General features: G+C 67.3%; 26 protein-coding genes. 12 read left to right on the forward strand and 14 right to left on the reverse strand.

The window, feature by feature from the left end; translation table 11 throughout:
- Window positions 1-32: 32 nt before the first annotated feature.
- The 4 genes from JNO53_RS13165 to JNO53_RS13180 form a co-directional block, all read right to left on the reverse strand.
- Window positions 33-368 (reverse strand): AtpZ/AtpI family protein, encoded by a 336-nt coding sequence (locus tag JNO53_RS13165; protein ID WP_203112168.1) that lies wholly within the window; start codon window positions 366-368, stop codon window positions 33-35.
- Window positions 369-508: 140 nt separating this feature from the next.
- Window positions 509-907 (reverse strand): YdbL family protein, encoded by a 399-nt coding sequence (locus tag JNO53_RS13170; RefSeq protein WP_203112169.1) that lies wholly within the window; start codon window positions 905-907, stop codon window positions 509-511.
- A 26-nt stretch (window positions 908-933) separates the two neighbouring features.
- A complete protein-coding gene (locus JNO53_RS13175) occupies window positions 934-1,194 on the reverse strand; it encodes a YnbE family lipoprotein (protein WP_238401916.1) in 261 nt (86 codons plus the stop codon).
- On the reverse strand, window positions 1,191-4,415 hold the full coding sequence (locus JNO53_RS13180; protein WP_203112171.1) for a YdbH domain-containing protein: 3,225 nt from the start codon (window positions 4,413-4,415) through the stop codon (window positions 1,191-1,193). The genes JNO53_RS13175 and JNO53_RS13180 overlap by 4 nt, the downstream gene beginning before the upstream one ends.
- A gap of 67 nt (window positions 4,416-4,482) precedes the next feature.
- Between JNO53_RS13180 and radC the strand changes: the two genes are divergently transcribed.
- Window positions 4,483-5,193, forward strand: coding sequence for a RadC family protein (gene radC / locus JNO53_RS13185; protein ID WP_203112173.1), 711 nt, complete (start codon window positions 4,483-4,485; stop codon window positions 5,191-5,193).
- A gap of 84 nt (window positions 5,194-5,277) precedes the next feature.
- On the opposite strand, the gene JNO53_RS13190 is transcribed toward radC, so the two are convergent.
- From JNO53_RS13190 to JNO53_RS13220, 7 genes are all read right to left on the reverse strand, one after another.
- Window positions 5,278-6,504: a mechanosensitive ion channel family protein gene (locus JNO53_RS13190; protein WP_203112176.1), complete on the reverse strand. Its 1,227-nt coding sequence runs from the start codon at window positions 6,502-6,504 to the stop codon at window positions 5,278-5,280.
- 234 nt (window positions 6,505-6,738) lie between these two features.
- Window positions 6,739-7,104: a DUF1801 domain-containing protein gene (locus tag JNO53_RS13195; protein WP_238401917.1), complete on the reverse strand. Its 366-nt coding sequence runs from the start codon at window positions 7,102-7,104 to the stop codon at window positions 6,739-6,741.
- A gap of 13 nt (window positions 7,105-7,117) precedes the next feature.
- Complete coding sequence (locus tag JNO53_RS13200) at window positions 7,118-7,525, reverse strand: DUF1801 domain-containing protein (RefSeq protein WP_203112179.1); 408 nt, start codon at window positions 7,523-7,525, stop codon at window positions 7,118-7,120.
- Window positions 7,522-7,719, reverse strand: coding sequence for a hypothetical protein (locus JNO53_RS13205; protein WP_203112182.1), 198 nt, complete (start codon window positions 7,717-7,719; stop codon window positions 7,522-7,524). The genes JNO53_RS13200 and JNO53_RS13205 overlap by 4 nt, the downstream gene beginning before the upstream one ends.
- Window positions 7,719-8,129, reverse strand: a complete 411-nt coding sequence (locus JNO53_RS13210; RefSeq protein ID WP_203112186.1) for an SRPBCC family protein — start codon at window positions 8,127-8,129, stop codon at window positions 7,719-7,721. Before JNO53_RS13210 ends, JNO53_RS13205 begins: the two co-directional genes overlap by 1 nt.
- Window positions 8,126-8,452: an ArsR/SmtB family transcription factor gene (locus tag JNO53_RS13215; protein ID WP_203112189.1), complete on the reverse strand. Its 327-nt coding sequence runs from the start codon at window positions 8,450-8,452 to the stop codon at window positions 8,126-8,128. The genes JNO53_RS13210 and JNO53_RS13215 overlap by 4 nt, the downstream gene beginning before the upstream one ends.
- Before the next feature lie 65 nt (window positions 8,453-8,517).
- Window positions 8,518-11,313, reverse strand: coding sequence for a DUF3857 domain-containing protein (locus JNO53_RS13220; RefSeq protein WP_203112193.1), 2,796 nt, complete (start codon window positions 11,311-11,313; stop codon window positions 8,518-8,520).
- 111 nt (window positions 11,314-11,424) lie between these two features.
- Here JNO53_RS13220 and purB point away from each other — a divergent pair, with 111 nt between their 5' ends.
- From purB to JNO53_RS13245, 5 genes are all read left to right on the forward strand, one after another.
- Window positions 11,425-12,735, forward strand: a complete 1,311-nt coding sequence (gene purB / locus JNO53_RS13225; RefSeq protein WP_203112197.1) for an adenylosuccinate lyase — start codon at window positions 11,425-11,427, stop codon at window positions 12,733-12,735.
- Between the two features lie 79 nt (window positions 12,736-12,814).
- A complete protein-coding gene (locus JNO53_RS13230; protein ID WP_203112200.1) occupies window positions 12,815-13,165 on the forward strand; it encodes a DUF1049 domain-containing protein in 351 nt (116 codons plus the stop codon).
- Window positions 13,162-13,836: an orotidine-5'-phosphate decarboxylase gene (gene pyrF / locus JNO53_RS13235; protein WP_203112203.1), complete on the forward strand. Its 675-nt coding sequence runs from the start codon at window positions 13,162-13,164 to the stop codon at window positions 13,834-13,836. The genes JNO53_RS13230 and pyrF overlap by 4 nt, the downstream gene beginning before the upstream one ends.
- A 2-nt stretch (window positions 13,837-13,838) precedes the next feature.
- Complete coding sequence (locus tag JNO53_RS13240) at window positions 13,839-14,201, forward strand: bleomycin resistance protein (RefSeq protein WP_203112206.1); 363 nt, start codon at window positions 13,839-13,841, stop codon at window positions 14,199-14,201.
- A 5-nt stretch (window positions 14,202-14,206) separates the two neighbouring features.
- On the forward strand, window positions 14,207-14,845 hold the full coding sequence (locus tag JNO53_RS13245) for a phosphoribosylanthranilate isomerase (protein ID WP_203112209.1): 639 nt from the start codon (window positions 14,207-14,209) through the stop codon (window positions 14,843-14,845).
- Between the two features lie 51 nt (window positions 14,846-14,896).
- On the opposite strand, the gene JNO53_RS13250 is transcribed toward JNO53_RS13245, so the two are convergent.
- A complete protein-coding gene (locus JNO53_RS13250; protein WP_203112212.1) occupies window positions 14,897-15,355 on the reverse strand; it encodes an outer membrane protein in 459 nt (152 codons plus the stop codon).
- Window positions 15,356-15,578: 223 nt separating this feature from the next.
- A complete protein-coding gene (locus tag JNO53_RS13255) occupies window positions 15,579-16,166 on the reverse strand; it encodes a porin family protein (protein WP_203112215.1) in 588 nt (195 codons plus the stop codon).
- Between the two features lie 245 nt (window positions 16,167-16,411).
- Between JNO53_RS13255 and trpB the strand changes: the two genes are divergently transcribed.
- The 5 genes from trpB to JNO53_RS13280 all read left to right on the forward strand — a co-directional run bounded on the left by trpB (window position 16,412) and on the right by JNO53_RS13280 (window position 21,010).
- A complete protein-coding gene (gene trpB / locus JNO53_RS13260) occupies window positions 16,412-17,626 on the forward strand; it encodes a tryptophan synthase subunit beta (protein WP_203112218.1) in 1,215 nt (404 codons plus the stop codon).
- On the forward strand, window positions 17,626-17,844 hold the full coding sequence (locus tag JNO53_RS13265; RefSeq protein ID WP_203112221.1) for a hypothetical protein: 219 nt from the start codon (window positions 17,626-17,628) through the stop codon (window positions 17,842-17,844). The genes trpB and JNO53_RS13265 overlap by 1 nt, the downstream gene beginning before the upstream one ends.
- Window positions 17,841-18,620, forward strand: a complete 780-nt coding sequence (gene trpA / locus JNO53_RS13270) for a tryptophan synthase subunit alpha (RefSeq protein WP_203112224.1) — start codon at window positions 17,841-17,843, stop codon at window positions 18,618-18,620. The genes JNO53_RS13265 and trpA overlap by 4 nt, the downstream gene beginning before the upstream one ends.
- A gap of 152 nt (window positions 18,621-18,772) precedes the next feature.
- The gene (accD, locus tag JNO53_RS13275) at window positions 18,773-19,621 is read left to right on the forward strand and encodes an acetyl-CoA carboxylase, carboxyltransferase subunit beta (RefSeq protein ID WP_203112227.1); all 849 of its coding nucleotides are present in this window, start codon (window positions 18,773-18,775) and stop codon (window positions 19,619-19,621) included.
- Between the two features lie 93 nt (window positions 19,622-19,714).
- Window positions 19,715-21,010, forward strand: coding sequence for a bifunctional folylpolyglutamate synthase/dihydrofolate synthase (locus tag JNO53_RS13280; RefSeq protein ID WP_203112230.1), 1,296 nt, complete (start codon window positions 19,715-19,717; stop codon window positions 21,008-21,010).
- On the opposite strand, the gene JNO53_RS13285 is transcribed toward JNO53_RS13280, so the two are convergent.
- Window positions 21,011-22,741 carry an AmpG family muropeptide MFS transporter gene (locus tag JNO53_RS13285; protein ID WP_203112233.1) on the reverse strand — a complete coding sequence of 577 codons (1,731 nt, stop codon included), beginning with the start codon at window positions 22,739-22,741 and terminating at the stop codon, window positions 21,011-21,013.
- 71 nt (window positions 22,742-22,812) lie between these two features.
- Here JNO53_RS13285 and JNO53_RS13290 point away from each other — a divergent pair, with 71 nt between their 5' ends.
- Window positions 22,813-23,973, forward strand: coding sequence for an aromatic ring-hydroxylating oxygenase subunit alpha (locus JNO53_RS13290; RefSeq protein ID WP_203112250.1), 1,161 nt, complete (start codon window positions 22,813-22,815; stop codon window positions 23,971-23,973).
- The last annotated feature ends 19 nt before the right edge of the window (window positions 23,974-23,992 follow it).

Below are 23,992 nucleotides of genomic sequence, written 5' to 3' on the forward strand. Positions count from 1 at the left end.
AGTCCCTACCTCATGAACATCCGCGCTCGCGGCTACCCCTCCGGGGAGGAGTCGTCGGAGCGCGTGTTCGCCATCCTGAAAATGTTCCTGAAGGCCACCGCTATTCCGAGGAACAGGCCGACCAACAGACCCCAGGGCGACGTGTCGGCGAAGGTATCGACCAACCAACCGAGCACGAGACCGCCGAGAATACCGCCGAGCAGATCCGCGAGCACCCGGTTGCCGCTGCGATAGTTCGCATCGGCCCCGGTCGCCTGCGGCCGGTTGCGCTCGTCTTCTCGCTCGCGTGCGGCTTTGAGCCGCTCTTCGAGCGCATCGATCCGCGCATCCTCGGCGATAGGTTCTCGTGCGGGCTTGTCGTCGCTCATGCCATGCTCCTTGAACGGGAAGGCGAGGCACGGGCAACTCTGCCCGCCGAGGGCGCCGCCCCCTTAGGCGGCACCTAGGATCGAGTCAATCGGCGGGTTGCTGCATTGCGGGAGAAGTTTTTGCCGCCCCGGTTCGAACCCTAGGCCGGGCAGCGGCTGTCGCGCTGCGGCGGCGCGCTGGTGCGCGTCTGCCACGAACCGTCGGGCGCCTGATACTTTTCACCCGGCGCGGTCCGGGCGATCGCGATGCAGCCGGCGGTCAGCGCATATTCCTCGAGCGTCGCGTTGGCCGTCTGCGCCTTCTGGGCATAGACCGCGCGCCGCTTGATGTTGATGTCGTTGACCATGCGCTGCAGTTCGGGCGTCGAGGCGCCGACGATCCCGAGATAGCCGTCCATCTTCTCACCCACCTTGCCGCTTTCGCGCGCGGCGTCGTACGCCGGATCGCGCTGCGCATGGGCAGCCCCTGCGAGCCCGCCCGCGGCGAGCGCGAAGCCGGCGGCGGCGAGCGCCATCTTGCGAACCAAATCCCTGTTCATGCCAGATCCCTTCACAACGCTCTCCATCAGAAGATGTCCGCGTTTTCCTCGATCGTATTGCCCGCGTCTTCCGCGAGCCGGTAGATCACTTCCTGCCGGATGTTGATGTTGAGTTCGATGACGATCGGCTTGTCGGGCGCTTCCACGGAAATGCACCCGGCCAGCGTCATCAAACCCGCCACCACCAGCGGCAGCGAACGGATCGCCCGCTTCCACGCTGTCGCATTCCCCTGCATGGGCAGGGTTCTCGCAGCCGCGCGGCGGGCAGTCAATTCGGCTGACGTCATGGCATGGTCTCGCTTTCGTGGGTCTGAACGGGCTGTCCGTCGGGGATCAGGTCTTCGGGTCTGATCACTTCCGGCGGCGGGCGGACCTGGCGCTGCAGGCGCGTGCCGTCGTCGGAGAGCAGGCCCAGCTCGCGCGGATCGCGCACGAAGGCGGGATCGTAGAGCGAGCGCAGGTTGGTGAGGAGCTGCGCGAAAGCCGCGCGGATATTGACTCGGAACTCGAGCGGCAGCCCGGCGATCTGGCGGGTGACGAAGTTCTCGCTCGCGCCCTCGCCCTGGCTGACCCCTTCGAAGCGCACTTCGGTGATGATCTCGCCGGAGAGATTGCCGTTCATGTCGATCGTCATCCGGCGGTAATCGAGCGAGCGCAGCGCGTCGAACGCGAAGTTGGCGATCGGCGACAGATCCTCGTAGGTCAGCTCGCCGACGTAGGACAGGTTGCCGCCCGGCTCCCGCGAGATCAGGCGGCCGCCCTGGATCCTGCCGTTGCCCTGCTCGTCGAACACGATCGGCACCTCGCCGTCGAACGTGCCGGTGGCGCTGATATTGCCGAGCTCGAGCTGCTGGATGAAGGTCGCCGCATCCAGCCCGGTGATCTCGAAGATATAGGACCGCTGCTCGCTCGCGCCGAGGTTGAGATTGACCGGACGCAAGGTCAGCGTGCCGCCCATGAACGGCCAGGTGCCGCCGACGACCGAGAGGAACTGCCCTTCGCGCAAGGCGAACTCGACCTCGCCGTCCAGCACCTCGATGCCCGGATTGACCGAGCCGACCCGCAGAGTCTGTCCGGGCGCGGTGGTGAGGTTGATGAGATCGCTGAATACGATCGTGCCCGACGCGCCGCGCACCGGCCCGAACGCGGCGGCGAAATCGAGGCTTTCGCTGGAGAACTGCCCGGAACTCGTCACCCCTTGCGCGTTCCAGTCGATCCGGCCCGTGCCCGTTACCGTGCCGCGCGCATTGGCGATCACGCCCAGCGCAAGCGGGCTCAGCATGTCGGGCTGGAGCGATTCGTCGAGCAGCAGGCCGTTCACCGCGAGGTCCGCGTGGCCGGTGCCGCTCGAGAAGTTGTGGACGATCGCGACCTCGGTCACTTCGCGCTCGCTGGTCGGCTCGCGCAGAAGCGCGTCGGCACGGATGACGTTGTTCTCCAGCGTCAGCGTGGCGCCGCGGGCCATCAGCGGATTGAAGCGGTCGGTCTCGCTGCGGTCCTCGAGGATGAAGCTGCCCTGGTCGATCGCGAACACCCCGCCGGCATAGCGCCAGTTGCCCGCCGTCTGCCGCAAGTCGAGCGGGACAGAGAAGAGCTCGACGTCGGCATCCGCGAACGTGCCGGCGATCTCGCTGCCGAGCGTCGCCTGGATGTCGCTCACGCGGAACCGGTTCGCCTCCCGATCCGGCCCGAGCGCGACCACGACGTCGCGCACCGAGAGGTTGCCGGGATAGGCGAAGCCGACCGCCCCGGTGCGGAGAGCGATCGGCGTTCCCGCGAGCTCGCCCGCGAGATCGAGCGAAGGCGCGCCGGCGGCGAGGCGCAGGCCATTGTCGCCGTAGGCGAGGATCGGCGCGCCCCGGCGCGGGCATAGCGTCAGACCGCGGCGTTCGAGCGCCAGATTGGCAAGTTCGAGCCGGTCGAAGCGGAACTCGGTGCAACTGCGCCACAGCGCCAGCCCGGTTGTGCTCGACCAGGCGCCGTCGAGCGGCACGACGAGATCCTGCGCCGAACCGCCCGGAAGCGCGCCCGTGGCGACCACGCTTCCCGAAAAACCGAGCGCTCCACCCGGTCCCTGCGCCAGAACGAGCTCCGGAATAGCCAGCCGCGAATCGCCCGCGGCATATTCGGCCATCCGCAGCCGCAGCACGGCGTCGCGCCCGGGTAGCCGTTCCATCCGGCCCACGATCTGCGGCAGCCCTTCCCCCCCGGTGCTGAAGTTCCCGGTCAGGCGCGCGGCGCCCTCCGCCGGACTGTTGAAGTGGACCCGCGAAAGCGCCAGCAGCGTCGCGCCGCTGCCGCCGCGCAGCGCCGCGTTGGGGACGACGAGCGACAGGGCCTCGCCATCCTTGCGCAGCCGCAGGTTGCCCGCGAGCCGGCTGCCGCGCGCCTCGCGCTGGAGAGCGCCGGCAAAGCGTTCGAGCAGCGGCGCAAGCAGCGTGTCGCGCCCGGCCCGCGCCAAGCCGCTGAGCCGGCCAGCGAAGCCGTCGCCCATGCGCAGCCCGTTGCCCTCGATCTCGGCATCCGTCTCCGCCTGATCGAAGGAGTCGCGCGTACGCAGGAGGCCCTTGGCCGTGAGCACCGCGAACCTCGCCTGCGGATGCGCCACCCCGCGCCCGACCAGCGAATAGCGCGCGGTCAGACGGTCGTCGCGCCAGGTCGCGCGGACGGTGCCGTTGATACCGTCCGCCGCGAGGCTGGGCAGCGCCGTCCGCCCGCTCGCCAGCTTCGCCGTTCCTTCGTAGCCGGCCAGATCGGCATCGGCGGTGGCATCGAGTTCGAGCCATGCGTTCGCAAGGCGCAGGCCCGTTTCCGGGCAGGCCAATGCGCCAAGCCGCACCGGCCCCGCGAAGCGCGGCTTGCCGGCGCTCGTCGTGATCCGGCCGTAGAGGGTCGTATCGCGCGCAGCGCAGCCGCCGCCAGCAAGTTCGGGGGCGGTCGCGGCCACGATGCCTGCAAAGCCGCCCTTCAGTTGGCCGGCCCCTTCCGCCTTGATCCCGACCGGCCCGAAGTCCGTTTCCAGCAGCGCGCGGCCGTCGACGAGCTTCAGATCGAGATCGGGCAATCCCGGCGGCGCTCCGGTATCGCGGAACAGCACGCGGTCGAGGCTTCCGAAGCTGAGTTCGCCATCGTGCAGCCGGCCGAACAGGCGCGGCCGTTCGAGCACGACGCGGCCGATGGTGGGCGTCCCGAAGCCGTAGCGCATATTCACGGTCACGCGCTCGATCGTCAGGTCGGGCAGCAGCGGATCGCCGATCACCACGTTGCGGAGCACCTGCCGCTCGGGCCCGATGCTCTCGATCTCGTACCGGGCGGCGAGATCGTAGTCCTCCAGCATTCCGCCGATGACATTGTTCGCGATCCGCTCGCGCGAGAACCACGCAGCGGCCAGCGCCGCGGCGATCAGCAGGAGCAGCGCGAGCGAGACCCGCCAGCGCCACCTTAGCGGGCGCCGGTGCGGCGCTTCGGCCTCGACCTCGTCTGGATTGTCGTCTTCGGCCAACGCCATCCCGTCACACTTGCGCGCATCGCCCCGCAAAGGCAATGCATCCTCGAACGCGACGACGGGGGGAAAGTTGCCGCAGGGGGATGAAAATCCGGACGAGAGTGCCGCTCCGCATGCCGGCGCCGGCCACCGCGCGCGGCTGCGGCAACGTCTGCTGACCGGCGGCGCGGAGGCGCTGGCGGATTATGAAGTCCTCGAATTCCTGCTCTTCGCCGCCAACCCGCGCGGCGACACCAAGCCGCTCGCCAAGGCGCTGCTGACCCGCTTTGGATCGCTCCCCGCGGTGCTCAACGCCGAGCCGGGCGCGCTGCGTCAGGTCAAGGGCATGGGCGAGACCGGGGCGGCCACGCTCAAGGCGGTCGCGCTCGCGGCGCGGCGCATGGCCCGCGGCGAGGTCGCGCAGAAGCCGGTGCTGGGAAGCTGGCAGGCGCTGCTCGATTATCTGACGATCGACATGGCGCATCTGACGGTCGAGCGCGTCCGCGTGCTTTATCTCGACACACGCAATCGGCTGATCGTGGATCATCACGTCGGCGACGGCTCGATCGACGAGGCTGCGATTCACCCGCGCGAGGTGGTGAAGAAGGCTCTCGACGTCGGCGCCAGCGCGATGATCCTGGTGCACAACCACCCGAGCGGCAATCCGGAGCCGAGCCGCGCCGACATCCGCATCACGCAGCGCATCGCGGAAGCCGGCCGGCTGCTCGGCATCGTCGTGCACGATCACGTGATCGTCGGGCGCGAGGGGCACACGAGCCTGAAGGCCAAGGGGCTGATCTGAAACATTCCCGAGCCCCTGCGAAGGCAGGGGCCTCAGGCCGCACCGAACGACCAGGAGGCCTGAGGCCCCCGCCTGCGCGGGGGCTCACGCTTCGGAAAACGCCCGCTGGAAATCCAGTCCGCTCGGCCCCTGGAATATGCGCAGGCCGAACTCGGGCATGATCGCCAGAAGATGATCGAAGATGTCGGCCTGCGTTCCTTCGTAGTCGGCCCAGGCGGTGCTGGCGGTGAAGGCATAGATTTCCAGCGGCAGGCCGTTCTCGGTCGGCGCGAGTTGCCGGACCATGAGGAACAGGTTGGTGTTCATGTCACCGCGGTTCTTGAGATAGGCCGTTACATAGGCGCGGAAGGTGCCGAGGTTGGTGATCCGCCGCGCGTTCACCGCATCGCGCTGGCGCTCGGGCCGGGCGGCATTCCATTCGCCGATCTCCGCCGCCTTCGCCGCGATGTAGTCCTCGATCACCGAGAAGCGCTTCAGCCGTTCGATCTCCTCGGTATCGAGGAAGCGGACACTGTTCTGGTCGATCATCAGCGAGCGTTTGATCCGCCGCCCGCCGACTTCGTACATTCCGCGCCAGTTCTTGAAGCTGTCCGAGATCAGCCGGTGCGTCGGGATCGTGGTGATCGTCTTGTCCCAGTTCTGCACCTTCACGGTATGCAGCGCGATGTCGATCACGTCGCCGTCGGCGTTGAGTTCGGGCATCTCGATCCAGTCGCCGACCCGCAGCATGTCGTTCGAGGTGAGTTGCACCGAGGCGACGAGCGAGAGGATGGTGTCCTTGAACACCAGCAGCAATACGGCCGCCATCGCGCCGAGGCCGGAGAGCAGCAGGAGCGGCGACTGTTCGATCAGCGCGGCAACGATCAGGATCGCGGCGCCGGCGAAGATCAGGATCTTGAGAACCTGGATGTAGCCCTTGATCGGCCGGTTGGCGGCATCGGGGCGCCGGTTGTAAAGCGCGTTCCCGAACGTCAGCGCCGCGCTGATCGCCAGTGCGATGACCAGGATCGTCACGCCGTTCGCGACATTGGAAACGACCGCCTTCACCCCGACCGGCAGATGGGGAACCGCCCAGATCCCGTAGGACACGATCACCGTCGGGATGATGTTGGCGAGATAGGCGACGACCTTCCGCGGGCTCGGCCCCTCTTCGGGCAGCAGCCGCGCCATCAGGATTCGCAGGATGATCTTCTTGGCGATGAAGTTGGCCAGCCAGGCGATCGCCGCCAGCACGCCGAGCCCGATCAGTGCTTCTACGGCAGGGGCGAGGCCGGTGAGGCCGAAATCTTCGTAGGTCGGGAGGTCCATCATGGGCGTGTCGTGTCGCCCGTCCGTGCGGGCGGCTGGCTCCTCTGTTCGCGATCGATGAAGGCCGCCTAGGTGCCCGTCGGGTACCGCTGTGTCAAATCAAGCAGTCGCGCGCTACGGGCCGGTCGTCATCCCAGCGCAAGCTGGGATCGTTGGCCGCCACATCGGATTCCGCTGCACGCGATCCCAGCTTGCGCTGGGATGACGGGACCGAACCGCCCCGCCACCGGAAACCCTCTACCGCTTCTTCGCGAGATTGAACGCCGCCGCCTCGCGCACGAGCGCCTGCAGGGCCGGCGCGTCGATCGCGTCCCCTTCGCCCATATCGATCGCGCGCCGCACGTTGCCATCCAGGCTTGCGTTGAACAGGCCCGCCGGATCCTCCAGCGCGGCGCCCTGCGCGAACGTCAGCTTGACCTTGTCCTTGTAAGTCTCGCCCGTGCAGATGATGCCTTCGCGGCTCCACGTCGGCACGCCAGCGGGGTTCGAGGGCTTGCGCCACTTGGCTTCCTCGACGATCTCGGGATCGGCGCTCATGATAACCTCGCGCGCCTGCGCGAGCCTCTCCTGCCGCCAGTCGCCTTGTTCTTTGTCCTGCGCCAAACCGCGCCTCCTGCTACATCTTCTCGCACGGCAGCTTCGCTGCCTGCGTCACCCATTCGGTGAACTGGTCGCCCGGCATTTCGCCTTCGTGAATATGGTAATAGCGCACCTCGGGATACTTCGAGGTCTCGGGCGGCGGCGGTTCGAGCGAGCCGCCGCGGAAGAACGTGACCTTCACGTAGCGGTCGAAGCAGTGGAACGAGATGAACCAGCAGCCCTGCTCCTTGCCGTAGAAAGGGCTGTTCCACTTCACCGCCTTCTCGACGTCGGGGACCGCGCTGACGATTGCGGCGTCCAGCGCCTCGCCCACCGCGCGCTTCCAGCCCGGCATGGCGGCGATATAGGCCTGCACCGGCGCATCGCCCTCGCCCTTCGGGATCTGCGGATTGCCGCCGGACAGCAGCTTGGGCTTTCCCGTCATGACCGGGCCGGCCTGCGGTAGTGGCGAACGAACATATAAATGCCCGTCAGCATGAGGAAGAACAGGAACGGGAGCGGCGTGTAGTAAAGCCATTCCGGCGGCACCGCGAACGCCTGGAAAGCGAATATGCCTACGACGACCAGGGTGAATATCATCGAGGTCCAGCGGTGCAGCTGTCTGATCCGGGCGCCCATCAGTCCATCCTTTCCAATAGATTTTCGAGTGATTTGAGAAAACGCGGCCAGCCCGCCCGCGCACCGTAGTACGCCATCTTTTCCTCGGGCCGGAAACCGGTCTGCTCCATCCGCAGCCGCGTGCCGCCGGTCGTCGCTTCGAGCGTCCAGCGCACCACGCTCTGGAGGCCGGGGCCGTTCCAGCGGTAGCTCAGCGAGCGCAAGGGCTCGATCGCCAGGACCTCGCCTTCGACCTTGCCCCATTCGGCCGCCATCTCGAACCGCTCCCCCACCTCCGCACGAAAGTCGTTGGGCATGATCCATTCGGCCAACAGGTCGCTCTGCGTCAGCGCACGCCAGAGCCGCTCCGGCGGGTGGGCGAACTCGCGTTCGACGACAAGCGTGCGGATTTCGGCGGCCGCGGCGGTCAATTGTCCATCCTCGCCAGCAGATCGTCGAGCTTGTCGAACCGCTCTTCCCAGAATGCACGCATCTGCCCGGTCCAGTCGTCGAGCGGCGCAAGCCGTGCCGGCAGCGCGCGATAGTAGGTGGAGCGGCCCGCCCGTCGCCCTTCGACCAGCCCGCCCTCCTTCAGCACGCCGATATGCTTGGAGATCGCCGGCTGCGAGATTCCCGACCCACGGGTAAGGCCGCCCACGGTCAGTTCCCCTTCGCGGCACAATCGCTCGAATATCGCTCTGCGGCTCGCGTCGGCGAACACACGGAAGAGAGGATCGGGATCGGTCGCAGGCATGACTAACCCATAACCCGATGGTTATGAGTTAGTCAACCGGCAGGCGGCGATCGACGAGCGCTCGATCAGCGTGTTGGAGGCGTCATTCCGTAGGCCCCGTAGATCCCCTTCAGAGCGGGCTCTGCCGCCAGAGCGGTCGCGATATCTTCCTGCCCGGCCTTATCGTCCAGCGACAGGCGTACGATGCCGCGCAGATAGCGCGACTCATGCTGGCCCGGCGCGACCGCGAGGACCTTGTTCAGATCGACGAGGGCTTCTTCCGCCCTGCCGAGGCGGAACAGGACGAGCGCCCGGCTGTCGAGCGCCGCCGCACTGCCGGAGGCCTGCTCGATCGCCTTGAGGCAGGCCGGCAAGGTCTCTGGCGTCGCCAGATTCCAGATCCCCGAATACCAGCACAGTGCGTTGTGCGCCTCGGACCCTGCCGGCGCGGTCTCCGCCAGTTCGGTCAACCGCGCCAGCCCCTCCTCGCGCCGGCCAGCCCACCCCTCGGCATAGGCGAGCTGAATGTCGGCCGAATCCGGATCTGCCGCGACGAGCGCGCTCTCCTCGGCCAGAGCCAGAGCCTCGTCCCCGCGCCCCATCTGCCCGAGCAGCTCGATCTGCACCTGATGATCGGCCTCCGAAGGGCTCAGGCGTTCGGCCTCCTGAACGTCGGCGAGCGCGCCTTCGAGATCACCGAGATGCCACCTCGCCTGCGCGCGCGCGAGATGATGCTCGTTGCTCGGCTGGCGCTCGATGACGACATCGAGATCGGCGAGAGCGCCGGCCCAGTCGCTCGTGCCGGCATAGAACGCCGCGCGGTTGACGTAGGCTTCGACCTGGTCATCCTCCTCCTGTTCCACGAGGGCGGAATAGGCGGCGTCGATCGCGTCGAGCATCCGTTTGTCGTCGCCCCGATATTCCCATTCGTGCCTGACATCCGTCGGCGCGATGAGCTTCGGCAACTGGCGCCGCATGCGCATCGTATCACGCTTCACCGCAGCGAGCTGGTCGGCGGGAATCTCCCACACCAGGCTCTGGAGGTCCTGCGTCAGTTCGAAGCGTTCGCCTTCGATGCCGCCGGTGGAACGGATGACGTTACCGCCGATCGTGTTCTCGAAGCTGGGCTGCCCGCGGATGGCGAAGCCTTCGCCTTCACCGGGCAGGAGCCATGCGACCTCGCTGCGCCAGAACAAGGGCCCGTTCACGATCACCGGCAGATCGCGCCACTCGGCACGCGCACGGTTGATCTCGAAATTGAATTCCGCGGCCGGCTGATAGGGAACGTCGAGGCGGTAGCGGCCATCTTCGTCCGTCCAGGGCGTGGTCATGAGGCCGTCCACCGTGATGGTCGCGGTGCCCGTCTCGTCGTCGTAGGCGACGGTTTTCTCCACCTGTTGATGCGGGCCGATGATGCCGGCCACGGTGCTGTAGATGGCGTCGTCCCGCTGCTCCCCGTCCTCCATCTGCGTCAGCATCCGGACCGCCGCGGCGAAGGGGCCCGTCACCGTGAGTTCGAAATCGAACAGCGCGGGCACCCTGATGCCCGCGCGCTGGTCGACCGTCATGCGGACTATGCGGTCGGGGACCGTCTGCGGCCGCATCGCGATCTCCTGCAGCGACGCCCCACCAGCGCGGAGAGGAAGCGCATAGCCGAAGCGCGGGACGGCGCCGATCGTCTCGAGCCTGGTCCCGGCGCTCGTTCCATCGAGCCAGTACGAAACGCCGCCAATGTCCGCGCGAACGATCATGTGGTTGAAGTTGCCCGGCAGCGGCAGCAGGTCGGGCAAGGCGTCGCCGCCTTCGGTCACGACCAGCACGACTTCCGAGGAAATGTCGAGCTCGCGCAAGATGGAGAGGAGGAGCAGCGACTTCGCCTTGCAATCGCCGAAGCGCTTCTCCCACGTCAGAGCCGGCGACTGGGGCAGATAGTTCCCGCCGTCGAGACCGTTCATGAGATAGCCGACCTCGTCCTGAACGAGCTGGACGGCGAGAGCCGCGCGGGCAAGCGGATCGGTCGTTGCGCTCCGGATCTTGTCGATCTCGCGCGCGATCGGCCCGTCGGGCAGGATCGTGCCTTGCGGATCGTAATGAGGCGCCATGGTCGCGGACACGGCTTCCCAGCTGTCGAACGTCCCGACCTGGATTCCGGGAGGGAGGCGGAAGCGCGTCGGCGCGTCGAACGGAATTTCCTTCGGCTCCGCGATCGGCATCTCGACGGTCAGCGTCTTCATGCCGCCCGCCTCGGTGACGGCGAGCTCGCTCCCGATGCGCAGCGCCTTGTGGTTCACGGGCGCCGCGCTGGGCCAGGAGGCGATGATGCGGCCCGACGCGATCGGCATCGGATCGGCGAAGACGAACGCCCGCCATTCCATCTCGTTGCCCAAGGCCTGGTCGCGCTTGGTGACCGAATACGCGACCCGCAGCGTATCGCCCACGCGCAGGCCGGGTACCGCGAGCGTCGCGGTCAGTCCGCCGTCGAGAATCCGCTGCTCGAGCTGCCGTTCCCGCCGAAGCACTTCGAACCGCACGCCGTCGGCCAGCACGTCGTGCAGTTCCCCGTCGCGCACGATCTGGACCCGGTGGACGATCAGATCGCCCTTGTCGGGCAGCCAGTTCGCGGTGATCGTGCCGAACTGGCTCAGCGCGATCGGCGTGTCGAGCGCGACCGCCATATCGTGGAATTGCCACACCGTCCCGCCGTCGAGGCGGACCTGCGATTCCATCAGCCGGACAGGCTTCCCGGGTTCGCTTTCGGAAGGCGGCAGTTCCGCCTGATCGACCCATTCGGGCGCGGACTGATAGAGAATTTCCTCACCCGCCAGTGCGGGCGCCGCGGCAACCACGAGGCTGCCTGCGAACAGGTACGTGTAACGGTGCATGATCCCCCCCGGAAACATTGGTGCCCCCATCTGTAGCGCCGATCTCGCGGGTTGCCAACGCGCCCGTCCGGCACTAGCCGGCCCGGAAACTTTCCCGCTCCGGAGTCTGCCATGGTCCCCCGCTACGCCCGCCCCGAAATGACCGCGATCTGGGAGCCCGAGGCGCGCTACCGCATCTGGTTCGAGATCGAGGCGCACGCGACCGAAAAGCTCGGCGAGCTCGGCGTCGTGCCGAAGAGTGCGGCGAAGGCGCTGTGGGACTGGTGGGCGACAGATCCGAAGATCGACGTTCCCGCGATCGACGCGATCGAGGCAGTGACCAAGCACGACGTGATCGCCTTCCTCACCTGGGTTGCCGAACAGGTGGGCGACGAGGCGCGCTTCATGCACCAGGGCATGACCAGCTCCGACGTGCTCGACACCACGCTGGCGGTTCAGCTCGCCCGCGCGTCCGACATCCTGCTGGCCGATCTCGACCAGTTGCTTGCGGCCATCAAGCGCCGCGCGGAGGAGCACAAGTACACTCCCACCATCGGCCGCAGCCACGGCATCCATGCCGAGCCGGTGACCTTCGGCCTCAAGCTGGCGCAGGCCTACGCCGAGTTCGCGCGTTGCCGCCAGCGGCTGATCGCCGCGCGCGAGGAGATCGCGACCTGCGCGATCAGCGGCGCGGTGGGTACGTTCGCCAACGTCGACCCGCGGGTCGAGGAGCATGTCGCCGAGCGCCTCGGCCTCGCGGTCGAGCCGATCAGCACGCAGGTCATTCCTCGTGACCGGCACGCGATGTTCTTCGCCACCTTGGCGGTGATCGCCGGCTCGATCGAGCGGGTCGCGGTCGAGATCCGCCACCTGCAGCGGACCGAGGTGCTGGAGGCGGAGGAATACTTCTCCCCCGGGCAGAAGGGCAGCTCGGCCATGCCGCACAAGCGCAACCCGATCCTGACCGAGAACCTCACCGGACAGGCCCGCATGATCCGCGCCTATGCCCTGCCCGCGCTCGAGAACGTGGCCCTGTGGCACGAGCGGGACATCAGCCACTCCTCGGTCGAGCGCTTCATCGGCCCCGACGCGACGATCACCCTTGACTTCGCCCTCGCGCGCCTCACCGGCGTGATCGACAAGCTGCTCGTCTATCCCGAGCGGATGCAGAAGAACCTCGACCGCATGGGCGGCCTCGTCCACTCGCAGCGCGTACTGCTGGCGCTGACCCAGGCCGGCGTCAGCCGCGAGGACGCCTACCGCCTGGTCCAGCGCAATGCGATGAAGGTGTGGGAATCGGACGGCGCGCTCTCGCTACTCGATCTGCTCAAGGCGGACGAGGAAGTGACGGCGGCGCTCAGCCCCAGCGATCTCGAGGAGAAATTCGATCTCGACTATCACTTCAAGGAAGTCGACCGCGTCTTCGCCCGGGTCTTCGGCTGAGGGGCGCAGCGGCAGGCTTCCCTTGGATTGCCAAGGCGTTTAGCATCCGGACCGCCTTCAACGGGAAGCGAGACAGAGCATGCAAGTGGTGAGAACGATCGTCTGGGTCCTGCTGCTGGCCGCGCTGCTGGTCTTTTCGGCCTTCAACTGGCGGCCAGTCGAGATAACGATCTGGCAGGGCCTTGTGTTGGAGACCAAGATCCCGGCGCTGGTCGTCGTGTCGTTCCTGCTCGGTCTGCTGCCGATGTGGCTGCTGCACCAGGGTTCGAAGTGGCGGCTCAATCGGCGGATCAGTTCGCTCGAAACGGCGCACCGCACCGCGGTCGCCAACACCGCGGCCGCGCCCCCGCCGCCCGATACCGTGCACGAACCTGCTCCCACGCCGGCAACGACCGACGTCGCGGACGACCGCCCCAAAGACACTCTATGACCAACCCCGTCTACCTCGCTCTCGACTTGCCGCAGCTCGACGCGGCCAAGGCATTGGCCGGCAAGGTCAAGGCACACGTGGGCGGCGTGAAGCTGGGCCTCGAATTCTTCTGCGCCCACGGGCACCACGGAGTGCACGAGATCGCACACCTGGGGCTGCCGATCTTTCTCGACCTCAAGCTGCACGACATCCCGAACACGGTCGCCGGCGCGATGCAGGCGATCCACGTGCTCGAGCCCGCAATCGTCACCGTTCACGCCAGCGGCGGGCGCGCGATGATGGAAGATGCCAAGGCTGCCGCCAACAACGGTACGAAAGTCGTCGCGGTGACGATGCTCACCAGCATGGACGACCGCGATCTCGAACGCACCGGCGTGAAAGGCTGCGCACACGATCAGGTCATGCGCCTTGCCGAGCTGGCCGAGGCGGCGGGCCTCGACGGGATCGTCTGCTCGGGGCAGGAGGTCGGCGCGGTGCACCGGCAATGGAAGGACGGGTTCTTCGTCGTTCCCGGCCTGCGCCTGCCAGGCAATGGAGCGGGCGATCAGAAACGCGTCGTCACCCCGCGCCAGGCGCGCGACGACGGCGCGAGCGTGCTCGTCGTCGGCCGTCCGATCAGCCGCGCCGAAGATCCGGTCGCGGCCGCCGTCGCGATCGAGGCGACACTCTAGCCGTGGCGGATCGCGCCACCCCCAACCTGCCCGCGCGCGATTTCGACACGACCGAAGCCTTTTATGCCGAGCTAGGTTTCGAGCGGACCTGGCGCGATGGCGACTGGATGATCCTGCGCCGTGGTGAAGTGCAGCTCGAGTTCTTCCCTTATCCCGATCTCGATCCTGCCCAGAGTTCGTTCAGTTGCTGTCTTCGGCTCGACGACATGCCGGCCTTCGTCGAGACATGCCGCGCGGCCGGGATCGGCGCGGGCCCTTCAGGTTTCCCGAGGTTGCAGGCCCCGCGGCGCGAGCACAGCGGGCTCGATATCGCCTATCTCGTCGATCACGACGGCTCGCTCCTTCGCCTCGTCCAGAACACCTGACCGCCATGCCGCAAATCAAGATCTGCGGGATATCCACGCCCGAGGCGCTCGACGCGGCGATTGAGGCACGGGCCGATTATTGCGGTTTCGTGTTCTTCGCCCCCTCGCCGCGCAACCTGGCCGCTGGCGCGGCGCGCGAACTCTCGGCCCGTGCGGACGGGCGGATCGGCAAGGTCGGGCTGTTCGTCGATCCTGACGAAGCGCTGCTCGCCGAGGCGGTGGCAGCGGGCGGCCTGGACGCGATTCAGCTTCATGGCAGCGAGACGCCCGAACGCGCGGCGCAAATACGCGCGCGCTTCTGCCTGCCGGTGTGGAAAGTTGTCTCGGTCGCCGTGCACGCAGACATTGCGCGCGCCGGCACCTACCGCGATGCGGCGGACCTGATCCTGTTCGATGCCAAGACCCCGAAAGGCGCGGCCCTGCCCGGGGGGATGGGCCTGCGCTTCGACTGGTCGCTGCTCTCCGGATATCGCGGCCCGCTGCCGTGGGGCCTCGCCGGAGGACTCGCGCCGGGCAACGTTGCAGAGGCGATCCGCGCGACCGGTGCGCCGCTGGTCGACACGTCCTCGGGCGTGGAAAGCGCGCCGGGCGTCAAGGACCCGGTGCTGATCGCGGCCTTCTGCGCGGCGGCACGCGGCGCATAGAAAAAGGGCGGCCCCGCAGAGCCGCCCTTCCCTTCGCAATTCTCGCAGGCTTCAGAAGGTGAAGCCGACGCCGACCACCGCCGTGTTCACGTCGACGAAGTCGCTGAAGAAGTGGCGGTACTCGCCCTTCACGTAGAGGTTGGTGCCCAGACGGTGCTGATAGCCGGCGCCGAGGTGCGGCGTGTCCTCGCCTTCGCCGAAGGTGTAGCCGCCGGCGGCATAGAGCTTGCCGTTCGCGCCCATCTTGGCACCGACGCGCGCCGTGGCGCCCCAGACGACGTCCGCGCCGTCGGCGAGGACCTTGTCGGCCGAGCCTTCGACGCCGAAGAACGTCGTTTCGCCAAGATCGAAGTCGTAACCGCCGGCGACGCCTGCAACAGCCTCTTCATGGCCATTGGCCCAGGCGATGCCGCCGCGCGCTTCCACACGGCCTTCGTTGGCCTGCGCGGGCGATGCGATAACGGCCATTCCCACGAGGGCGGGCAGGGTTGCCAAAGCGAACTTTTTCATTGTTTTTCTCAACTCCACGATCCGGAGCGGGCCCATCCCGTCCGTTCGATGGCCTGCATCTGGGAAGTCGATCCTGTATCTTTCATTTACCGTCGACGAACGACATTCCCCGTTCGAGCAACATCGTTTCGCACTCGACTAACGGCCTCTTTCAGCGACCCGCCAGGCAAGAAAAAAGGGGCGACCCGCGGGCCGCCCCTCTGGTTGTGTCATGGCACTGCCGTCAGAAGCGGTAAGCCACCCCCGCGCGAACGGCGTTGTTCTTGATGAAGTCGCTGTAGTCGGCATAGGTGTATTCGACGCGGAACGACGTCGCATCGCCGAGACGGGTCTCGAGACCGGCGCCGAGAACCAGCGCGTCGTCACGCTCGCTGTCGCCGTTACCGTTCAGCTCCGCCTTGAACCGGGTGTTTTCCCAGCCGGCACGGCCGTAGATGCCCGTGCTGTCGTTGAGCATCGCGCCGAGGCGAGCCGTCGCGCCGAAGGTTTCCTTCGCGCTGAGATCGAACGCGTCGGCCCCGGTATCGATGGTGACTCCCGCGTCGCTCAGCGCGGCCTTGCCTTCGACGCCCACGAAGGCGGAGGTGCCCAGCGGCAGGTCGTAGCCGGCGAACACGGCGCCCGCGACGCCGTTGCCGCTCAGGCCATCGTAATGGTCGCCGTCGGCGAACACGCCATCGGCCTGAACTTCGTAGCTGTCGAGACCAGCTTCGATACCGACGTAAGGGCCAGAAAACGGCTCAGCCATCGCCGGAGTTGCGGCGAGCGCAAGGAAAGAAGCAGAGGCGATAACTGCGAACTTGGTATTCATTATTATTTTCTCCGTTCAAGTATAACTTGAATCTGTTGGTCGGTTAGGGGTTTGTTTGCCACATTGCATTGTGACACGCCGTATCTGGTGATTGAGAATCTGGATTCCAGCGCCGAAAAGTATCCGCCCTGCAAGAAAAACGCTGTGTTGCCCATGTGCAACACCTCGCCTGCCCGGAAAGGCCGAGCGCGATCGGCTGCGGGATTCTGGACAAGCCCAGGCGGCTCTGCCAAGCGCGAGTGGCAATGACCGAGCACCCCAACTCATTCCGCAACCAGCCTGACGAGCGCGGCCATTTCGGCGCCTACGGTGGCCGTTACGTAGCCGAAACGCTGATGCCGCTCGTGCTCGATCTGGAGCGCGAATATCGAGCGGCCAAGGCGGATCCCGCGTTCCAGGAGCAGTTCGACGACCTGCTCGAACACTATGTCGGCCGCCCCAGCCCGCTCTACTTCGCAGAGCGCCTCACAGAAGCACTGGGAGGCGCACAAGTGTGGTTCAAGCGCGAGGAGCTGAACCACACCGGCGCGCACAAGATCAACAATTGCATCGGCCAGATCCTGCTCGCGATCCGCATGGGCAAGACCAGGATCATCGCCGAGACCGGGGCGGGCCAGCACGGCGTCGCCACCGCGACCGTCTGCGCGCGTTTCGGCCTGCCCTGCACGATCTTCATGGGCGCGACCGACGTCGCGCGCCAGCAGCCGAACGTGTTCCGCATGAAGCTGCTCGGCGCGGAGGTCGTGCCGGTGGACAGCGGTGCCGCGACCTTGAAGGACGCGATGAACGAGGCGCTGCGCCACTGGGTCGCCAACGTCCACGACACCTTCTACATCATCGGCACCGCGGCAGGGCCGCACCCCTATCCCGAGTTGGTGCGCGATTTCCAGAGCGTGATCGGCAAGGAAGCGCGCGCGCAGATGCTCGAGCGCACCGGCCGGTTGCCCGACCTGCTGATCGCGGCGGTCGGCGGCGGGTCGAACGCGATCGGCCTGTTCCACCCGTTCCTCGACGATCCGGACGTCGCGATGATCGGCGTCGAGGCAGCGGGCCACGGAATCGACAGCGGACAGCACGCCGCCAGTCTGACCGGCGGCGCGCCGGGCGTGCTCCACGGCAACAAGACCTACCTGCTCCAGGACGAGGACGGCCAGATCGCCGAGGCGCACTCGATCAGCGCGGGTCTCGACTACCCCGGCATCGGCCCCGAACACGCCTGGCTCTACGAAAGCGGCCGGGTGAAGTACCTGCCGATCGGCGACGACGAAGCGCTCGAGGCGTTCCAGCTCTGCTGCCGACTGGAAGGCATCATCCCCGCGCTCGAAAGCTCCCACGCGCTGGCCGCGCTGCCCAAGCTGGCGGGCGACTATGGCAGGGACCAGATCATCCTCGTCAACGTGTCGGGCCGGGGGGACAAGGACATCTTCACCGTGGCGGACAAGCTGGGGGTGACGTTTTGATGAGCGCTCTGCTCAAGTTTGTACTCAATGTGATCGCAACGGTCGCGCTTTTCCTCGTCTTTCGGCTGCTCCTGCGCCTGATTCCGGGATTTTCGGAGCCTCTGCTGTCCCACTGGAGCGCAGCGGAGTTTCTTGGGATGTTCGCGGCCCTCATCCTCCTGTCGAAGGTGAGGCGCCGGCTTCCAATTTTGCGCCTTTCCGAAGCTGGCCAACGATGACCCGCCTTTCCTCCGCCTTCGCTAAACCACATCCCGCGCTCGTCACCTTCATCACCGCGGGTGACGGCGATACCGCGGCCAACCTCGATGCGCTGGTCGAGGGCGGCGCGGACGTGATCGAGCTTGGCATGCCGTTCACCGATCCGATGGCCGACGGCCCGGCCATCCAGGCGGCGAACATCCGGGCGCTCGGTGCGGGCACGACCACGGCCGAGGTGCTGCGGATCGCGCGCGAATTTCGCCAGCGCCATCCGCAGGTGCCGCTGGTGCTGATGGGCTACGCCAACCCGATGGTCCGCCGCAGGCCCGAGTGGTTCGCCTCCGCCGCCGCCGAGGCCGGCGTGGACGGCGTGATCTGCGTCGACATTCCGCCCGAGGAGGACGACGCGCTCGGCCCCGCCCTGCGGGCTGCCGGGATCGCCCCGATCCGTCTCGCTACCCCGACCACCGACGCGGCGCGCCTGCCGCAAGTGCTCGAGGGCTCGGCCGGGTTCCTCTACTACGTCTCGGTCGCCGGGATCACGGGCAAGCAGCAGGCCGCGCAGGCGAGCATCGAGGACGCCGTAAAGCGGTTCAAGGCAGCAACCGATTTGCCGGTGGCAGTCGGCTTCGGCGTGCGCACGCCCAAGCAGGCCGCGGCAATCGCGCGCGTGGCGGACGGCGTGATCGTCGGCTCGGCCCTGGTCGAGCTCATCGGCACGCACGGCAAGGACGCGCCCGAGCATCTGCGCGAGCTCACCTCGGCGCTGTCCGGAGCGATCCGCACCGCCGGCTAATCCCCCTCCCGTTCACGGGAGGGGTCGGGGGTGGGATCGGGCCGCAAGGCCCACCCCGCTGCGACCTGGTGCCGCTTCGCGGCACCAGGTTTCGCTCCCTCCGGCAAGCGGGAGGGGCTGTCATTCGCTCGATTTCGGTTTAAGGCGCCGCCATGAACTGGTTCACCCGCGTCCGCAATTCGCTGCCCTTCGTGGCCAAGCGCACGACCGAGGAAACGCTGTGGGTCAAGTGCCCCGGCTGCTCGGAGATGCTGTTCACCAAGGAATACGAGGAAAATCTCAAGGTCTGCCCGCGCTGCGGCCATCACGGCCGGATCGGCGCCGACGAGCGGCTGCGCCAGTTGCTCGACGAGGGCTACGACGTGCTCCGTCAGCCCGACGTCGCCGAAGACCCGCTCAAGTTCCGCGACACGAAGAAGTACACCGACCGGCTGAAGCAGGCGCGCGCGAAGAACCCGCACAAGGATGCCTTCACCGTCGGCTCGGGCGCTATCGAGGGCCGACCGGCGGTCGTCGGCGTGCAGGACTTCTCCTTCATGGGCGGCAGCATGGGCATGGCCGTGGGCACGGCCTTCTGCCAGGGCGCCGAGCGCGCGTTGACCCGCAAGTGCGCCTATATCGTCGTCACCGCAGCGGGCGGCGCGCGGATGCAGGAGGGCATTCTCAGCCTGATGCAGATGCCCAAGGCGACGGTGATGACGCGCCGCCTGAAAGAAGCCGGCCTGCCCTATATCGTCGTGCTGACCGACCCGACCACGGGCGGCGTCACCGCCAGCTACGCCATGCTCGGCGACGTGCATATCGCCGAGCCCGGCGCCCTGATCGGCTTCGCCGGCCAGCGCGTGATCCAGGACACGATCCGCGAAAAGCTGCCCGAAGGCTTCCAGCGCGCCGAATACCTGCACAAGCACGGCATGGTCGATATGGTCGTCAATCGGCACGATCTGAAAGCGACGCTGGCAAGCCTGCTCGACTACCTGCAGCCCAGGGCGGCGGCTTGATGCAAGCCGTCATTCCAGCGAAAGCTGGAATCGCGTGCAGCAAGCCCGGAGCGTGAGGACAGCGATCCCGGCTTTCGCCGGGATGACGACGCCATGAAAGACTTCGGCACTTCCTCGGACCCCGCGGTCCAGGCGCAGCTCGACCGGCTGGCGGCGCTTACGGTGCCGCAGGGGCGGCTCGGGCTGGAGACGATCCGCGCGCTCCTCTCACGCCTCGGCGATCCGCATCTGGCGCTGCCGCCGGTGTTCCATGTCGCCGGAACCAACGGCAAGGGTTCGACCTGCGCCTTCCTGCGCGCGATGCTGGAGGCGCAGGGACACCGCGTCCACGCCGCCACCAGCCCGCACCTCGTGCGCTACAACGAGCGCATTCGCGTCGCCGGCGAACTGATTTCCGACGCGCGCCTGGCCGAGCTGCTCGCCGAAGTCCTCGACGCGGGGAGCCACCTCGCCCCCAGCTTCTTCGAAGTGACCATCGCCGCCAGCTTCCTCGAATTCGCCCGTGTGCCGGCGGGTGCCTGCGTGGTCGAGGTCGGGCTCGGCGGCCGGTTCGACGCGACCAACGTGATCCCGCGCCCCGCCGTGTGCGGCATCGCCGCGCTCGGCATCGACCACGAACGCTTCCTGCTCGCGCCGGACGAAGGCGTGCCCGCCGAACCGCTCGCGCGCATCGCGTTCGAGAAGGCCGGCATCGCCAAACCGGGCGTGCCGCTGGTGACGTTCGACTACCTTCCCGAAGCGGCGACCGCAGTCGACCGGGTGGCGGACCGCGTGGGTGCGCCCCTGTTCGCGCAGGCAATGGACGGCGGATGGAGCGCGGAGGCCGCGCACGACCGCATCGCCTACGCCGACAGGCAGGGCACGCTCTCGCTGCCTCTCCCGGCGCTGCCGGGGCTTCACCAGGCGCGCAATGCGGCACTGGCCGTGGCGATGCTGCGGCACCAGCAGGCGATATCCGTTTCGCCCGAGGCCATGGCCGCAGGCATCCGCGCCGCGCGCTGGCCGGCGCGCCTCCAGCGGCTCGCGCCCGGACCGTTGACCGGAGAGCGCGAAGTCTGGCTCGACGGGGGCCATAATCCCAGCGCCGGGGCGACCCTCGCGCAGCACTTCGCCGGCCAGCGGCTGCACGTCGTGATCGGCATGATCGAGGGTAAAGACCCCATGGCGCTCGTCGCTCCGCTCGCGCCGAGCATCGCCAGCCTCGCAGCCGTCCCGGTGCCCGATCACGATTACCACCCGCCCGAAGCCTTCGGCGAAATCGCCCGGGCCGCGCCCGACGTTCCCGCCGCGCTCGCCGCTCTGCCCGACGACGGCCTCCCGGTGCTGATCGCCGGTTCGCTCTACCTCGCGGGCGACGTGCTGCGGCTCAACGGCGAATGGCCCGATTGATCACTTCGCCGGCACTGCCTCGCCCGCCTCGGGCGCAATGATCCCCGCCTTGCGTTTGCCGCGGCTTTCCCGCCACCATTCGAGGCAAACGAGCCCTACGGCGGCGAAACCGATCAGCGTCGTCAGCACGAAGACGTCGAAGTATCCGCGCTCCGCGATCATCTCGCCCAGGGCGCCGCGCCCGAGCGTTCCCACGAGCAGGGTAAGCGAGGACAGCAGGGCATATTGCACCGCACTGAACTTCTTCGACACTATCGATGACAGCCAGGCGACGTAGGCGGCCCCGGCGATGCCGATGGCAAGATTTTCGAAGCCGATGGTGATCATCAACCGGGCCAGCTTGGCGCTGCCCCCGGGAAAGCTTTCGATCAGGGCCGTGAAGCCGATAAAGTCGCTCATCGCCTGCATGTTCGCGCCGCCGACGGCGAGATCGGCGTAGAGCAGGTTGGTCAGCGCGGCGAGCAGGCCGCCGAGGGCCAGAGTGAACATTCGGCCCAGTGCCGTCAGCATCCATCCGCCCAAGGCGAGGCCGAGGACGATCGCGCCGACCCCGAAGAATTTCGAGGCAACCGCCACCTCGTCATTCGTATACTGCAGTTCGCCGAGGTAGAACGGGTAGGCGAAGGTGCCCCAGATCGCGTCGCAGATCCGATAGGTCAGCACCACCGCCAGGATCAGCACCAGCGACCAGCCCATGCGTCCCACGAACTCGACCAGCGGCAGCACCAGCGCGCGATAAAGATGGTCGAGGGCGTAGGCGCCCCCGGTCACGGGCGGCGCGTCCTCGGCCAGAAGGTGCTTTCCATCCCGCTTCTGGGCGGCCAGCCAGCCTGCGATCAGTGCGGGCAGCACGATCGTCGCGACGATGATCCACGGCCCCCAATTGAGCGTGAAGTCGGTGGGGTTGGGCCGGTCTTCGGGCGCATAGGTCATCGACATGATCATGAATGCCAGCACCACCGCGATCGCCACTGCCCAAAGCAACCCGACGAGTAGGAGCGCACGGTTGCGCACTTTCGGCGCAAGTTCGCCCGCACGGCGCAGGGCGCGGACTTGCTCTTCTCCCGCGAAGCCCGCTTCGTTCTGCGGCGAATCGGCGATCGGCGCGAACAAGCCGATCGCGCCGATTGCCAGCAGGATCGCGCCCATCGCCATGTAGGTTTCCGGCCAGCCGATCCGGGCGGCGATGATCAGGCCGAGCGCGCCGCCCACCAGCGAAGACAGGCGATATCCCATTTGATAGATCGTCGACAGGATATCGAGAGTTGCCTTCTCGTCGGCCACGTCGATGCGCCAGGCGTTGATCGCGATATCCTGCGTCGCGGATGCAAAGGCTCCGATACCGGCCAGCAGCGAGAACATGCCGAGCTGGGTGCGCGGCTCCAGCACGCTCATCGTCACCAGGATCGCGCCGAGCAGGATCTGCATGGGCACGATCCATTGCTTGCGCTTGCCCAGCCGGCGCAGCAGCGGCAGGTCGACCTTGTCGATCAGCGGCGACCACAGGAACTGGAAGGCGTAGGCGAGCCCGATCAGGGAGAAGATGCCCATCGTCTCGAGGTCGACTTCCGCCTCCGTGAGCCAGGCGAACAAGGTTCCGAGGAACAGCGCAAAGGGCAGTCCGCTGGCGAAGCCGAAGAGGAGCATGAAGCCGGTCTTGCGGTTGGTGAGCGCCAGACCGAGCGCGCGCCAGGAGGAAATCTTCTTCGTTTCGTCGGCGGCCTCGGCCATTCCCTAGCGTCCTTCCGTCTATCCCGATTTTCTGCGACACTAGCTGCCGGAGAGGGCCAGGAATAGGCGCTATGGAAGCTATCGACACCAAACATCCCGCGCGGCGGCCGACCGACGGCATGCTGGCGCTGGCCCGCGCGATCGCCGAGGGGCAGAGCCGGGCCGAAGCGTGCGTCAGCGAGGTTCCGGCGAGCGTCTACACCGAGCCCGGCTATTTCGCGCGCGAGAAGGCGGCGATCTACGAGCGCATGCCGCAGATCCTGTGCCCGTCCGCGCTCCTTCCCGAGCCCGGCATGGCGGTTCCGCACGATGCGACCGGGCGGCCGCTGCTGATTACCCGCGACGGCGAGGGCAAGGCGCACGTCTTCCTCAACGTCTGCCGCCACCGCGGCACGCGGCTGGTCGAGGGCGGCGAGGCGGTGTGCCAGAAGCGGCTCGTCTGCCCCTATCACGCGTGGACCTATTCGGTGGACGGGCGCCTGCTCGCCCTACCCCGCCCCGACACGTTCCCGGGGCTCGACAAGGATACGATGGGGCTGATCGAACTGCCCAGCCGCGAGACCGGCGGGCTGATCTGGTTCTGCCCCCGCGAAGGCGCGGATTTCTCGGATGCCGAGCGGCTCGGCGAGGACTTCGACGCGCTCGGCATGGGCGAGCACGTGCTATTCCGCCGCAAGACGCACGAGGTCGCGGCGAACTGGAAGCTCATCATGGACGCGTTCCTCGAGAGCTACCACGTCACCCGGCTCCACGCCCAGACGATCGGGCCGTTCTTCAAGGACGGGGTGACCTCGGGCGACATGGTCGGCCCGCACGCACGCTCCGCCGTCGGCCGGCTGGAGGAGATGGAGGGGGTGGACCTCACCGACATGGCCGCGCTGCGCCGCGTGGTGACTTTCGCCTACCAGCTCATCCCCGGCGCGCTGATCATCCCCAGCCCCGACTACGTCAACGTCATGGTGATGATGCCCCAGGCGCACGACCGCACGCTGGTGGAGGATTTCATGCTCATCCCCGAGCCTCCCGCAACCGACAAGGCGCGCGACCACTGGGAGCGGAGCTGGGCCCTGCTCGACGGCGGCGTGTTCGCGAACGAGGACTTCCGCGCGGCCGAGCTGGGACAGCAGGGCCTTTCGACAGGCGCGGTGCCCTCGCTGACGCTCGGCACGCTGGAGGGCGGTATCCGGCGGTTCCATGAGACTGTGGAGGAGGCGCTGCGGGCGGTGAATTGACCGCTCCCGTCATCCCAGC

The sequence above is a fragment of the Altererythrobacter sp. C41 genome (genome assembly GCF_016803135.1).
Lineage (GTDB): Bacteria > Pseudomonadota > Alphaproteobacteria > Sphingomonadales > Sphingomonadaceae > Pelagerythrobacter.

Coding starts and splice junctions, on each gene's coding strand:
- JNO53_RS13165 (WP_203112168.1), bottom strand. CDS start 368: ATGAGCGACGACAAGCCCGCACGAGAACCTATCGCCGAGGATGCGCGG.
- JNO53_RS13170 (WP_203112169.1), bottom strand. CDS start 907: ATGAACAGGGATTTGGTTCGCAAGATGGCGCTCGCCGCCGCCGGCTTC.
- JNO53_RS13175 (WP_238401916.1), bottom strand. CDS start 1,194: ATGACGTCAGCCGAATTGACTGCCCGCCGCGCGGCTGCGAGAACCCTG.
- JNO53_RS13180 (WP_203112171.1), bottom strand. CDS start 4,415: ATGGCGTTGGCCGAAGACGACAATCCAGACGAGGTCGAGGCCGAAGCG.
- JNO53_RS13190 (WP_203112176.1), bottom strand. CDS start 6,504: ATGATGGACCTCCCGACCTACGAAGATTTCGGCCTCACCGGCCTCGCC.
- JNO53_RS13200 (WP_203112179.1), bottom strand. CDS start 7,525: ATGACGGGAAAGCCCAAGCTGCTGTCCGGCGGCAATCCGCAGATCCCG.
- JNO53_RS13205 (WP_203112182.1), bottom strand. CDS start 7,719: ATGGGCGCCCGGATCAGACAGCTGCACCGCTGGACCTCGATGATATTC.
- JNO53_RS13215 (WP_203112189.1), bottom strand. CDS start 8,452: ATGCCTGCGACCGATCCCGATCCTCTCTTCCGTGTGTTCGCCGACGCG.
- JNO53_RS13220 (WP_203112193.1), bottom strand. CDS start 11,313: ATGCACCGTTACACGTACCTGTTCGCAGGCAGCCTCGTGGTTGCCGCG.
- purB (WP_203112197.1), top strand. CDS start 11,425: ATGGTCCCCCGCTACGCCCGCCCCGAAATGACCGCGATCTGGGAGCCC.
- JNO53_RS13230 (WP_203112200.1), top strand. CDS start 12,815: ATGCAAGTGGTGAGAACGATCGTCTGGGTCCTGCTGCTGGCCGCGCTG.
- pyrF (WP_203112203.1), top strand. CDS start 13,162: ATGACCAACCCCGTCTACCTCGCTCTCGACTTGCCGCAGCTCGACGCG.
- JNO53_RS13245 (WP_203112209.1), top strand. CDS start 14,207: ATGCCGCAAATCAAGATCTGCGGGATATCCACGCCCGAGGCGCTCGAC.
- JNO53_RS13250 (WP_203112212.1), bottom strand. CDS start 15,355: ATGAAAAAGTTCGCTTTGGCAACCCTGCCCGCCCTCGTGGGAATGGCC.
- JNO53_RS13255 (WP_203112215.1), bottom strand. CDS start 16,166: ATGAATACCAAGTTCGCAGTTATCGCCTCTGCTTCTTTCCTTGCGCTC.
- trpB (WP_203112218.1), top strand. CDS start 16,412: ATGACCGAGCACCCCAACTCATTCCGCAACCAGCCTGACGAGCGCGGC.
- JNO53_RS13265 (WP_203112221.1), top strand. CDS start 17,626: ATGAGCGCTCTGCTCAAGTTTGTACTCAATGTGATCGCAACGGTCGCG.
- trpA (WP_203112224.1), top strand. CDS start 17,841: ATGACCCGCCTTTCCTCCGCCTTCGCTAAACCACATCCCGCGCTCGTC.
- accD (WP_203112227.1), top strand. CDS start 18,773: ATGAACTGGTTCACCCGCGTCCGCAATTCGCTGCCCTTCGTGGCCAAG.
- JNO53_RS13280 (WP_203112230.1), top strand. CDS start 19,715: ATGAAAGACTTCGGCACTTCCTCGGACCCCGCGGTCCAGGCGCAGCTC.
- JNO53_RS13285 (WP_203112233.1), bottom strand. CDS start 22,741: ATGGCCGAGGCCGCCGACGAAACGAAGAAGATTTCCTCCTGGCGCGCG.
- JNO53_RS13290 (WP_203112250.1), top strand. CDS start 22,813: ATGGAAGCTATCGACACCAAACATCCCGCGCGGCGGCCGACCGACGGC.